The organism is Prescottella soli, from assembly GCF_040024445.1.
GTDB classification, from domain to species: Bacteria; Actinomycetota; Actinomycetes; order Mycobacteriales; family Mycobacteriaceae; genus Prescottella; species Prescottella soli.
The window spans coordinates 917,143-929,604 of the sequence record NZ_CP157276.1 but is presented as its reverse complement, the minus strand read 5'-3'; the positions used below and the strand labels follow the sequence as shown (position 1 = coordinate 929,604).

The following is a 12,462-nucleotide window of genomic DNA, read 5'->3' as shown; positions in this document are numbered from 1 at the left end:
TGTCCTGCTCAGAAGTAGTTGGTACACAAGCGGTCAGTTGGTGGATCGGGTGGAGGCGTCCTGCGTGATGTGCTCGAGCATGCGTGTCGCGCTCGCGCGGTCCACCTTTCCCAGGGGGGTCAGGGGAAGCGCTTCGACCTGGTGGACCGATTTCGGGCGCTTGTAGTCCGGTAGCCGGCGTCGGCTCTCGCCGAGGACGATCTCGTCGTCGAGGGCCGCGCCGACGTCGACCGTGAATGCGGCGACGATGCGCTGTCCCCAGAGGGGATCGGGCAGCCCCACCACGACGACGTCGTTCACGCCGGCGATGGCGGAGATCGCTTCTTCGACCTCGCGGGGATACACGTTGTAGCCGCCGGTGATGATCATGTCCTTGCTGCGACCGGTCAGGTGAAGGTAGCCGGTGGCGGCCCGAAATCCGAGGTCGCCGGAGTGCAGGACTCCGTCCGCGTGGCTCTTGCCGAGATCCGTTCGCGCACCTGCGTTGTGGTAGCCGGGGCTGACCGCCGGTCCGCTGACCATGAGTTCGCCGATCTCCTCGTCGGCGACGGTACGGTCGCCGTCCCGGAACTCGATCTCGACTCCCGTGCAGGGGCGCCCGACCGAGCCGAGCAGGTCGGGATCATCGGTCACGCCGCGGTGGTGGTCGGCGGCGTCGAGCACGGTCAGAGGGGGGATCGCCTCGACCATCCCGTAGTACTGAACGAGATTGGGCGTGATCCGGTGGTAGGCCTGACGGATGTGCTCGACCGGCATCGGTGCTCCGGCGTACGCCAGCATGCGCATCCGCCGCATCGGCGTGAGCTCGGCGTCGTCGAGGTCGAGCATCCGGGCGACGACGGTGGGCACGAGCGCGGTGTGCGTCGCGGCGTGGCGTTCGACGGCTGCGATCACGTCCGCGGGACGGGCGTGATCGAGAAGGACCTGGCGCCCGCCCGCCTCGAGGAACGGGAGGACGAACAGCCCACTGGTGTGGATGATCGGTCCGGCGTGGACGAAGACCGGGGGCTCGGGCCCGTCCAGGGTGCCCGCCAGGACGTGCTCCCGCATTGCGCGAAGCGACGCGAGCCGGTTGGCGTGCGACCGCTGTGCGCCCTTCGGTACACCCGTCGTCCCGGAGGAGTAGTGGAGGGCGCAGAGGGACTGGGGGTCCGGGTCGGGCAGCGAGAAGCGCTCCGGTGCCCGGGCGACGACGCCGTCGAGCGTGTGATCGGCGCAATCGGCTTCGCCGGCCGCGATGACGATCTCGGCCGTCGATCCGGAGGCGAACTCGCGTGCGCCGGCGACCGCGGGATCGTAGACGAGTGCCGCGGGTGCGCAATCCTCCATGATTCGCGCCCAATCCCGTTCGCCCACCCGCGGGTTGAGCGCGACTCGAACGTACCCGCCGATGGTCAGGGCGAGGTCGACCTCGACGGCCGCCGTCGAGTTGGGCAGCAGTACGAGCACGGTGCTCCCGGGCGCAACCCCGACCTGGGCGAGCCCGGCCGCGAGGCGGTGGACGCGGTCGGACAGTTCCGTGAACGTGAGCGAGGTCGTGCCGTCCTCCACTGCGACGTCGGGACCGAAGCGTTCGGCTGCGACGCGCACCACACTGGCGATAGACATGTGAGCTGTACTCCTCCATTTCGCTACACTTATTGAAGTAGACAACGTCCGGCCCGGTTTGCGCAACAGTTCGGCGCCGGCAGGAGAGGAGAGCGTCATGACCCGACTCGCTACTTCGGCAGCGGATGCGCGGACACCGTGGGTGATCGACGCGGTCCGAACGCCGTTCGGTTCCGCTCGGGGTGCACTGTCGGGCATCCGTGCGGACGACCTCGCGGCGCTACCGATCGCGGACCTGGTCGGCCGACACCCCGAACTCGATCCCGCACGCATCGACGACGTCGTCTGGGGAAACGCGAACGGCGCAGGTGAGGACAACCGCAACATCGCCCGGATGGCCCTGCTGCTCGCGGGGCTGCCGCACACGATCCCGGGAGTCTCGGTCAACCGGTTGTGCGGATCCGGCGCCGAGGCGGTGCTGTCCGCCACGCGTCGGGTCGCGGTCGGTGACGCGGACGTCGTGATCGCCGGGGGCTCGGAGAGCATGAGCCGGGCGCCCTACGTCCTGCCCCCGGTCGACACCGCCTTTCCGCGTGCGCTCGACCTGGTGCCCACGACCGTCGGATGGCGCATGACCAACCCGCGGTTTCCCGCACCGTGGGTCGAATCGCTGGGCCGGTCGGCCGAACTGGTGGCCGAACGCCAGGGCGTCGGTCGCCTCGAACAAGACGAGTGGGCCCTGCGGTCGCACGAACTCGCGGCCCGGGCGTGGGCCGACGGTGTGCACGACGGATTCGTGACTGCGCAGGCCGGTCTGGAGCGTGACGAACCGATCCGCGCCGCCGACCGGGCCGCGCTCGCCGCGTTGCGGCCGGCGTTCTCGCCGCAGGGGAGCGTGACGGCGGGGAACTCCTCGCCGGTCAGCGACGGCGCGGTCGCCGCGCTGGTGGCGAGCGGGGCCGCCGCGGCCGATCTCGGTGTCGAGCCGCTCGGCAGGGTCCTGTCGTCGGCGGTCGTGGGTATCGAGCCGGAACTGTTCGCGCTGGCTCCGGTCGCGGCGATCGGGAAGGCCTTGGACCGGGCGGGGCGCAGGCCCGAGGACGTCCGCGTGCTCGAACTGAACGAGGCGTTCGCGGCGGTGGTCCTCTCGTGTCTGCGTGAGCTTCCCGGCATCTCGGCCGAGCGGGTCAACCCGTTCGGCGGGGCGATCGCGATGGGACATCCGCTCGGTGCGTCGGCCGCCCGGGTGGTCATCGACTGCCTGCGACACCTGCGCCGTCTCGGCGGCGGAATCGGCGTCGCCTCCGCCTGCATCGGGGTGGGGCAGGGCATCGCTATTGTGTTGGAGGCCTGACGCGATCGGTGCGGCGGGCGGCAGTTCGGGAAGGCGGGTGGCCGTGGTCGACGGTGCGGGGGCCGCTGTGGCGCCGAGTCCGGTGGCGCAGACCATCGACCTGCTCGGCGACCGCCTGACCGTCGCCGTCATCCGCGACGCGTTCGTCGACCACGTGCGTCGTTTCAGCCAGTGGATCGACCGGACCGGCGCCCCGCCCGCGGTGCTGTCGTCGCGCCTGAACGCGCTGGTCGACGCGGGGTTGATGGAGCGGCGCCCGCAGTCGGGAGGCCACGAGCGGCACGACTACATGCTCACCGACCTCGGCCTGGCGACGTGGCAATTCCTCGTCAGCGTGTGGTCGTGGCAGCGGGAATGGTCTGCCGAGGGTCTGCTCCAGCCCGAGATGGTGCACGTGGACTGCGGGCATCGGGGGCCACCGGAACTGGTGTGCCGGCACTGCGGGGAGGCGGTCAAGCCGCGGGACGCCCGGCTCGAGATGGACCGCGACTCGTTGGTCCTGGTGGCGCGGGGGAGCCGACGGCGGTCGACCCGGAACTCGCCGGCCCTGAGCCGGGCCGATCTCCAGTTCACCGAGGTGATGGAGGCGATCGGGGACCGGTGGAGCGCCCTGGTCACGGGGCTCGCGTTGTCGGGTGTCCGGCGCTTCGGTGAGTTCCAGTCCATCCTGAAGATCTCGCCCACGACCCTCACCGAGCGGCTGGCCCGACTCTCCGACGTGCAGATACTCACCCGCAGCGAAGGCGGACGCGAGTACGTGCTGACTCCCCGGGGGCGGGCGCTGTTCCCGATCTTCGCCTTCCTCCTCGCCTGGACGCTGACCGCGCACCCGGGCGTATCACCCGAGCAGCTGGGGCCCAAGCTGCGTCACGAGAGCTGCGGCAACTGGTTGCAGCCCGCTCTCCGTTGCCGCGGCTGCGACGCCGACCTCGAGCGCACGACCGTCATCTTCGAGTCCTGACCCGATCGGTTCGCCCGGCCGCCGTGCCCGTGGTGGCCGCCGGTTCGCGATCCCTCTGAGATCCCTGTGATCCCGGATTCTCCGAGCAGTTGACCGTTGACAACCGTTGCGTGGCTTGGTTCACTTCAATAACAGTAGTGACCGGCATGCGTGAACCGGATGCCCAGACCTCCGAAGCAGACCCGCCGATGTCGCTCAACGAGTCGCACCCCGTCGACAGGAACGAGCCTTCATGTTCTTCGAAACACATCTCGATCTGCTGCAGTCCGCAGTGGACGCCAACCGGACACGCTCGGCGTGGACCGGGTACACCGCCGTCACCCCGCCCGACTCCCAGCAGGCGGAAGCCTTCGTTGGCGCCTATGACGGTGCAACGCTGCATCTTTCGGCGCAGACGCAGACCTTCATCACCGCCGACGAGGTGTCGCCGTACACCGGTCGGGCGCTGAACGTCACGTACAGCGCTCCCTCCGCCGACGAAGCACTCGACGGCGCCGCACGGGCAGCGGCAGCCCTGCGCGACGCCGGCGTCGAGCAGCGGGTGGGTGTGTGTCTCGAAGCCCTGAACCGAATTCACCTGCGGGGCCAGGAATTCGCCGCGGTCACGTCCCACACCACCGGACAGAGCCTCAACATGGCCTGCAGCGGCAGCGGGACCAACGCCCTCGACCGCGGTCTGGAAGCCGTCGCGATGGCGTGGGCGGCCATGAGCCGCGTGCCCGGCCAGGTGACGTGGCAGCAGACGTTCGGGAAGTCGGATGTCACGCTGCGCAAGCGGTTCCGTCCGCGCCCCTTCGGCACGGCGCTCGTCATCGCCTGCGCGTCGTTTCCGGCGTGGAACGCCTACCCGGCGATTCTCGCCAACCTGGCCACCGGCAACCCGGTCCTGGTCAAGCCGCATCCTCGGTCGGTGCTCGCGACAGCACTGGCCGTGAGCATCATCCGGGACGTTCTGACCGAGGCCGGACTGCCCGCCGACGCGGTCCAGCTCGTCGTCGACACCGTGGACGAACCCATCGCCGCCCGGCTGGCCACGGACCAGGCCACGCGCATCGTCGACTTCACCGGCAGCCAGGCGTTCGGGACGTGGCTCGAGCGCAACGTCGAGAGCGCCCTCGTGTTCACGGAGACCGCCGGCGTCAACACCGTCATCCTCGACTCGGTCCGGGATCTGTCCGCCACCATGCGCACCCTGGCCGGCGGCCTCTCGCTGTTCAGCGGCCAGATGTGCACGACGCCCCAGAACATCTACATTCCGGACGCCGGTGTTCTCACGGACGCCGGCCGCGTCTCGCGTGACGACGTCGTCGCGGCGCTCCACTCGGCGATCGACGACCTCGCCGGGGCGCCGCGTCGCGCCGCCGCCGTCTGCGGAGCCCTCCAGTCGGAGACGACCCTGCAGGCGCTCGACGCACTCGCGGACCGGGCCGAGGCGGACGGCACCCTCGTCCGTCGGCCCGTGGCCTACGCCCACCCCGAGTACCCGAAGGCGCGCGCGGTGACCCCGCTGCTCGTCCGGGTCGACCCCCGGCGCGGGAACCAGCTGCCCGACGGTGAGCAGTTCGGCCCGGTGGCGTTCATCATCGACTGCGCCGATCGGGACGCGGCCGTCGAGCACGCGACCGCGAGCGTCCGCAGGCACGGCGCCATCAGCTCGTACCTCTACTGCACCGACGACGAGGCCGTCGACGCGATCGCCGACGCGTACGCGGATGCGGGCGCGTCTCTGTCGGCGAACCTGGTCTCGTCGATGCCGATGCAGTACGCGGCCGCCTACAGCGACTACCACGTCACCGGCCTGAATCCGGCGGGCAACGCGACGCTCACCGACGAGTCCTTCGTCGCCGGGCGATTCCGCATGGTCCAGGATCGCCGTCAGGTGGAGGGGTGAAGGTCGTGTCCCAGTTCTCCAACGGTGTCTTCGTGTACGACGCCGTCCGAACCCCCAAGGCCCGTGTCCGCCGACACGGCGGGACCCTCGCGGACGTCCCGGCCTACGACCTTCTGGCCCAGTTGTTCTCGGCCGTTCAGGAGCGTGGCCTGCCGCCGGATGTGGTGGACGACATCCTGATCGGGACGAGCACCGCCGTCGGGGACCAGGGCGGCAACGTCGCACGCTCTGCGGCCCTGTGGGCCGGATGGCCGGACGCCGTGGGCGCCGGTGTGGTGTCGAGACTGTGTTGTTCGGGACTCGACGCGATCGAGACGGCGTCCGCCAAGATCGCGTCGGGAATCGCCGATGTCGTCGTGGCCGGCGGCGTCGAATCGATGTCGCGCGTGCCGATGATGTCCGACCGGCCTGCCTTCGCGGACGACGCCGACCTCGGCGAACGAACCGGGTACGTCACGATCGGTGTATCGGCGGATCTCACCGCCGCGCAGTACGGATTCACGCGAGCCGAACTCGACGAGTGCGCCGTCACCTCGCACCGCCGGGCCCTCGCCGCACCCACGTCGGACTCGATCGTGCCGGTGCGCTCGGGAACCGGGACGATCCTCACCGCGGACGAAGGGCCCCGAGACGACATCAGCCTCGCCGGTCTCGCGGACCTGGCACCGCTGTTCGGTCAGGACCCGCTCTGGGAGCGGGTGGCGCGGCGGCTACCCGGCGCGCCGCGTCCCGCCGTCGGGCTGCACACCGCGGCGACCGCGCCGCAGCTGTCCGACGGTGCGGCGGTCGCGGTGCTCGGCACACGAGCTGCGTCGGCACGGATCGGCTCCGAGCCCGTGGCGGAGGTGGTCGGCGTCGCGCAGGCGGCGGTGCGCTCACCGTTGCTGACCGCCTCGGCGGTGGCATCGCGACGTGCCCTCGACAACGCCGGGATCTCCGCCGACCGACTCGATGTCGTCGAAGCGAACGAATCCTTTGCCGCCTCGGTGCTCCTGATGATCCGGGAGCTGAAGCTCGACCCGGACAAGGTCAACCCCAACGGCGGATCGATGGCGACCGGCCATCCCCTCGGTGCTGGTGGCGGCGTATTGCTGGTCAACGCACTCGACCAGCTGCGTCGCATCGACGGCGAGTACGCGCTGATCACCATTCCGGCGGCACTCGGACTCGGTGCAGCCGTCGTCATCCGGCGACTCGGATGAGCGCCCGCACCCTCGATCGTCCAAGGAAGTGGAACCAATGAACGTCACTGCGGACAACCTGTCCTCCAGCCGGTTACGCGCATGTCACCCGGACGACCGGGTCGACGCCTACCTCGCCCGCGGGTGGTGGCGCCCCGACACCGTGCTCGACCTTCTCGACGGGCACGTCGAGGCCCGGCCCGGCGCACCCGCGGTCACCGACCCCGGGAATCTGCCGGAGCTCGCGGGAATCGCGCCGGAATCCCTGACCTGGGCGGAGTTCGATGCGAAGGTCGACGACATCGCCGCGAAACTCCATGCGAGCCAGGTGTGCCCGGGAGACACCGTGGCAGTTCTGCTCCCGAACTCGGTTGCGCTCACCGCTACCTACTTCGCGTTGTGGCGGCTCGGGGCGATCGCGGCACCGATGCCGGCGTCGTACCGACGGCACGAGCTGAGCCGAATCGTGGCGGCGTCCGATGCGGTCGGCGTCGTGACCGCGACGAGTCTGCACGACCGGACGCCCCACCTCGAGGCTCTCTCCCTGGTCGGTGAGCTTCCCTCCCTGCGGCACGTCTTCACCTTCGGGTCGGCTGCCGACGGCGCCGGTGTGCCACTGGACCGCGACCCCGCGACCCCGGACGAGGTCGACGCGGTGCGTCGTGCGTATCGGCAGCTCGCGCGAACCGTCAACGACTGCATCACGATCTGCTGGACCAGCGGAACGGAGGCGGCGCCGAAGGGGGTTCCGCGGTGCCACGCCGACTGGCTGGCCATCGGGGAGGCAGTTCAGGACGGTTTGCAGACGGAACCGGATTCCGTCATCGTCGGGCCGTTCCCGATGGTCAACATGGCCGGGTTCGCGACGTCACTGCTGCCGTGGCTGCTCGGCGGCGGGCACCTCGTCCAGCACCACCCGCTCGATCTCGCGGTGTACCTCGATCAGATCCAGCGGCACCGCGCCACCCACACGAGCATGCCGCCGGCGATTCTCAGTATGCTGCTTCAGAATTCGGGCCTGCGCGCCACGTTCGACCTCTCGTCGCTGCGTAGGGTCGGCTCGGGCGGCGCACCGCTTCCGCCCGGCGTCGTCCGCGACTGGCAGAACGATCTCGGCATCGAGGTCCTCAACTTCTTCGGATCCAACGAGGGAGTCTGCCTGCTCGGCGCGCCGTCGGACACACCGGATCCCATGGTGCGCGCCGAGTACCTTCCGAACTACGGCGCGACCAGCAAAACCTGGGTCACGTCGGTGGCGGAGCGGACATCGGTCCGCCTCGTCGACGTGGCGACGGGTGAGGTGGTCACCGAGCTCGGCGGGCGCGGTGAGCTGCGACTGAAGGGGCCCACCGTCTTCGCCGGGTACCTCGCGGGCACGGCGGCGAGCAGCCCGTTCGACGACGATGGATACCTGTGCAGCGGAGACGTATTCGAGCTGTGCGGTGAGTCCGGCGAGTACCTGAAGTTCGTCGACCGCAGCAAGGAGATCATCATCCGGGGCGGGATGAACATCGCGCCGGCCGAGATCGAGGGACTGCTCCTCGAGCACCCCGCGGTCTCGGATGTCGCGGTCGTCGGCTACGACGACGTGGTCCTCGGCGAGAAGTGTTGCGCTGTGGTCGTTCCCGTGCCGGGGGAGGAGGTCGCACTCGACGACCTCGTCGGCTTCCTGCGTGCGAAGGACGTGGCGTCGTTCAAGCTGCCGGAGAAGCTCGTGACGGTCGACGAACTGCCCCGCAACCCGGTCGGCAAGCTGCAACGCCGCGAGTTGCGTGTCGAGATCGCGCAGAACGGCTGAACCATGGGTGAGAACACAACCCCGGTGGCCGCGCCGCGCGCGACACCGACCGGCGTGGACCGACCCCTCGCGGAAGAGTTGACCGACATGCTCGAGGGCCGCTTGCCGGGAACGATCGGCATGCGGGTCCTCGAGGCGTCCGCGGAGAAGGTGGTCGGGGAGCTGCCCGTTCTCGAAAAGGTGCTCGCCCCCAACGGATACCTCCATGCGGCCAGCGTCGTCGCGTTGGCGGACACCGCCTGCGGGATCGGTACCCGACTCGCGCTGCCGGCCGGCGCATCGGGTTTCACCACGGTGGAACTCAAGACGAACTACCTGGGCACCGCACGCTCGGGGGTCGTCACCGCGACGGCGGTCCGCGTGCACGGCGGTCGGCGCACACAAATCTGGGACGCGACTGTATGCGACGACGAGGGCCGGACGATCGCCCTGTTCCGATGCACCCAGTTGGTGTTCCACCCCTGAACTGCCCGTGAACCGGGCCACACGTCATTTCGACGAAAGGAACACTCGATGACGAATACGAAGTCATCGGCGGGCGAGGCTCCGATTGCCGTCGCCCGCCCGGTGAACAGCGGTGAGGAGAATCCCTACCTCCTCGGTGTGTTCGCGCCCGTGCAGGAGGAGCTGACGCTCGACGAACTGCCCGTGATCGGAGAGATCCCCAAGGACCTCAACGGCGTGTACCTGCGGAACGGTCCGAACCGTCAGTTCGCGGCCCCCGGCCGGTACCACATGTTCGACGGGGACGGCATGATTCACGCCGCCCACTTCGAGAACGGAAAGGTCCGCTACCGCAACCGATACGTGCGCACCCGTGCCTTCGCGGAGGAATCCGAGGCCGGCCGCGCGCTGTGGACCGGTCTGATGGAGAACCCGCAGAACAACCCGTGGGGTAACGGGCACGGCCTGGGGATCAAGGACGCCGCGAACACCGACGTCATCTTCCATCGCGGTCAGGTCCTCGCCACCTGGTACCTGTGCGGAACCCCGTACGGGATCGACCCCCTGTCGCTGGAGACGCTCGGTGCCCAGGACTTCCTCGGGACCTTCGCCGGCGACATGATGGCCCACCCGAAGGTCGACGAGTCGACGGGTGAGCTCATCTGGTTCGACTACGGCCCGGACCAGAACTTCCTGCGCTACGGCATCATCGGGCCGAACGGTCAGCAGACGCATCTGACCCAGGTCGACCTGCCGGCGCCGAGGCTGCCGCACGACATCGCAATCACGAAGAACTACTCGATCCTCATGGATCTGCCGTTGGTTCAGGATCAGGATGCGCGGAGGGCGGGCAAGTACCGCATCTTCTACGACCAGGAACTGCCGTCCCGCTTCGCCGTCATCCCGCGGCACGGCACCGGCGCGCAGGTGCGGTGGTTCGAAGCGAAGCCGTGCTACATCTACCACGTCGTCAACTCCTGGGAACAGGGCGACGAGATCATCATGGACGTCTGCCGCGTCAAGAACCCGCAGCACCAGACGACCTTCGATCATCCGCTGGCGAGCATGCTCGCCTACATGCGTCTCGATGCGCAGCTGTACCGGTACCGGTTCGACCTCCGGACCGGGGCGACGACCGAAACCCCGCTCGACGACGCGAACATCGAGTTCCCGAGCGTGGATTCGCGGATTATGGGGCAGTCGCATCGATACTCGTACAGCATGAGCCTCGGAAACGAACCGACGTTGCTCTTCGACGGCCTGGTGCGCTTCGACTCCCAGACCGGAACGAAGGAGGAGCACAAGTTCGGGCCGGGACGGTGGGGTGCCGAGGCGCCGTTCGCGCCGCGCGACGGATCGACCGGTGAGACCGACGGCTACCTGGTCTGCTTCGTGAACGACGAGGCGGAGGATCGCGGCGAGATCAACATCTTCGACGCCGAGGACGTCGCCGCGGGACCGCTTGCGCGAGTGCTGCTGCCGCAGCGGGTGCCGTCCGGCTTCCACGCGTGCTGGATCCGCAGCGATCAGCTCGCCGAGGCACACGCCGACTGACGGACAGAGGCGCGATCGGCCCGGGAGCCGTGGGGGATCCTGCGATCCGTCCACGGCGCCCGGGCCGCTCCGTCTCCCGGGTCAGCCCTCGGTGACGACGGTGCCCTCGGCGAGCGGTCGGGTCATCGACCACAGCGTGATCGACTGGCACTTCGACATCTTCCACTCGAAGTTCTCGATCACGTACTCGTCGATGTACTCGATCGAGCGGACGGTCTCGGTGTTGTCGATCAGGTTGACCTGGCGGAAGGCGAGCGTCCACTTGCCGTCCGCCACCTCGTCGCCGCGCAGCGTGATCGACGGGTGGAACGCGTGGTGCATGTCGAGGATGACGTGCTTGCCGTCGACCGTCTGCAGGGCGATGTTGCGGAACACCTCGGCGATGGGGTCGGCGTCGTCGAACTTGCCGAGCGGGCCGTAGTCGATCTGGGCGCCGCGATCGATGAAGCAGGCGCGGAAAGTGTCCGCGTCCTTGGCGTCACACGCGCGCAGGTAGCGGTGCTTGAGCGCCTTGATGGCCTCGATCCGCTCGAGGTCGGCGATGCGCTGCTCGATTGTGCGTTCGGTCATGGGACGTCCTCTCGGTCTCCGAGTGCTCGGAATGTCGCGGATGTTGTCGAAGAACTTAGGTCCCGCAACACATTCCGCGAGAGGCTTTCCCATTGAATGGATGATCGGGAGTGATCAGGGCTGCCCCGGGAACGCCGTCGTCGGTGGCGAGACGCCGAGAATGGCGCGCCAGTTCGCCGCTCGCACAGCGGCTTCCGTGAGAGCCGTGACGCCGACTTCGCGGGTGTGCTCGGACTGCGCGCGTTCGATCACCGACCGCCACGCGACCGCGGTGTCCGCCTCCACCTGGGCCGCCAACTGGGCCGCGGACGTCGGATCGGTCACCGGGAAGGGGACCGAGTAGCCGGCCTCGGGCGGCGGGGGCTCGACGCTGGCGGCGACCAGTGCGTCGATCGTCGCGTCGCGTCGGGCCCGGTGCGCGGCGGTGTTCACGGCGACGAGATCGGATCGGTTCGGGTTGGAGAACGCCGCCACCAGCCCGTACGCGAAGATCGCGGCGTACTCCGCGTGGAGCGCGTCGATCAGCGCCTGCTGCTCGGGACCGGGATTCTGATTGCTCATGCCAGCAACACCGCCTGCTGCGCGGCGCACGCCGCACTGATCGAACCGAGCAGCCCTGCGCGGTATCCGGATTGGGTGCGCGCCAGTCGGGCGGCTTCCTTCTGCGAGTCGGCGAGATCGGCCCGCAGCTGGTCGAGCGTCGGTGGCGCCGTCGCCGGCGGCGTCGCCGACGTGGTGCTCGACGGCGTGACGGTGGCGGCACGCGCGATCTCCGCGCCGAGCGCGTCGGCGTGCGCGGACCGTTCTGCCGCCACCACACCGAGCGCCCCGGCACGGTCCGGGAGCAGGGCGATCGCCGCGGTCGCGTTCGCGGCGTCGCGTCGTGCACGCTCGGCCTGCGTGGTCAGCGCGTCGACCTCCGCGGGGGAGTCGGCCGGTCCCGAATCCGAGCAGCCGGTCGTCAGCGCAAGTGCCGAGGCACCGAGTGCCGCGCGGCCCGCGACCCGCAGCGCGGCGCGGCGGGACAGTGGTTGGGTGAGGAAGGGCGTTCGCACCTGATCATGGTGCCAGGAGTGCACCGGATTCTCGGCACCGAGCCGTTCGAGACGGACCGCGGGGTCCGGACGGACGAGCCCGCGTGGTCACGGTCGGTCCAAATCC

Annotated in this window: 11 protein-coding genes; 7 read left to right on the top strand and 4 right to left on the bottom strand. The window is 69.3% G+C overall.

Features of this window, described 5'->3' with window-relative positions; all coding sequences use genetic code 11:
* Nucleotides 1–33: 33 nt before the first annotated feature.
* Nucleotides 34–1,608 carry a class I adenylate-forming enzyme family protein gene (locus ABI214_RS04355; protein WP_348606485.1) on the bottom strand — a complete coding sequence of 525 codons (1,575 nt, stop codon included), beginning with the start codon at nt 1,606–1,608 and terminating at the stop codon, nt 34–36.
* A 97-nt stretch (nt 1,609–1,705) separates the two neighbouring features.
* Here ABI214_RS04355 and ABI214_RS04350 point away from each other — a divergent pair, with 97 nt between their 5' ends.
* The 7 genes from ABI214_RS04350 to ABI214_RS04320 all read left to right on the top strand — a co-directional run bounded on the left by ABI214_RS04350 (nt 1,706) and on the right by ABI214_RS04320 (nt 10,731).
* Nucleotides 1,706–2,902 carry a thiolase family protein gene (locus ABI214_RS04350; protein ID WP_348606483.1) on the top strand — a complete coding sequence of 399 codons (1,197 nt, stop codon included), beginning with the start codon at nt 1,706–1,708 and terminating at the stop codon, nt 2,900–2,902.
* Between the two features lie 43 nt (nt 2,903–2,945).
* Nucleotides 2,946–3,863 carry a winged helix-turn-helix transcriptional regulator gene (locus ABI214_RS04345; RefSeq protein WP_348606481.1) on the top strand — a complete coding sequence of 306 codons (918 nt, stop codon included), beginning with the start codon at nt 2,946–2,948 and terminating at the stop codon, nt 3,861–3,863.
* Nucleotides 3,864–4,095: 232 nt separating this feature from the next.
* Nucleotides 4,096–5,754 carry an aldehyde dehydrogenase family protein gene (locus tag ABI214_RS04340; protein WP_348606479.1) on the top strand — a complete coding sequence of 553 codons (1,659 nt, stop codon included), beginning with the start codon at nt 4,096–4,098 and terminating at the stop codon, nt 5,752–5,754.
* Nucleotides 5,751–6,956: a thiolase family protein gene (locus tag ABI214_RS04335; protein WP_348606477.1), complete on the top strand. Its 1,206-nt coding sequence runs from the start codon at nt 5,751–5,753 to the stop codon at nt 6,954–6,956. Before ABI214_RS04340 ends, ABI214_RS04335 begins: the two co-directional genes overlap by 4 nt.
* A 37-nt stretch (nt 6,957–6,993) precedes the next feature.
* Entirely contained in the window at nt 6,994–8,733 is a 1,740-nt protein-coding gene (locus tag ABI214_RS04330) for a class I adenylate-forming enzyme family protein (RefSeq protein WP_348606475.1), read from the top strand.
* A gap of 3 nt (nt 8,734–8,736) precedes the next feature.
* Nucleotides 8,737–9,198 (top strand): PaaI family thioesterase, encoded by a 462-nt coding sequence (locus tag ABI214_RS04325; protein ID WP_280761143.1) that lies wholly within the window; start codon nt 8,737–8,739, stop codon nt 9,196–9,198.
* 48 nt (nt 9,199–9,246) lie between these two features.
* A complete protein-coding gene (locus tag ABI214_RS04320; protein WP_348606472.1) occupies nt 9,247–10,731 on the top strand; it encodes a carotenoid oxygenase family protein in 1,485 nt (494 codons plus the stop codon).
* A gap of 81 nt (nt 10,732–10,812) precedes the next feature.
* Here ABI214_RS04320 and ABI214_RS04315 read toward each other — a convergent pair whose 3' ends face one another.
* The 3 genes from ABI214_RS04315 to ABI214_RS04305 form a co-directional block, all read right to left on the bottom strand.
* Nucleotides 10,813–11,301 carry a nuclear transport factor 2 family protein gene (locus tag ABI214_RS04315; protein ID WP_348606470.1) on the bottom strand — a complete coding sequence of 163 codons (489 nt, stop codon included), beginning with the start codon at nt 11,299–11,301 and terminating at the stop codon, nt 10,813–10,815.
* Nucleotides 11,302–11,415: 114 nt separating this feature from the next.
* Entirely contained in the window at nt 11,416–11,862 is a 447-nt protein-coding gene (locus ABI214_RS04310) for a ferritin-like domain-containing protein (RefSeq protein ID WP_348606468.1), read from the bottom strand.
* On the bottom strand, nt 11,859–12,356 hold the full coding sequence (locus tag ABI214_RS04305; RefSeq protein ID WP_348606466.1) for a hypothetical protein: 498 nt from the start codon (nt 12,354–12,356) through the stop codon (nt 11,859–11,861). The genes ABI214_RS04310 and ABI214_RS04305 overlap by 4 nt, the downstream gene beginning before the upstream one ends.
* Between the last annotated feature and the right edge of the window lie 106 nt (nt 12,357–12,462).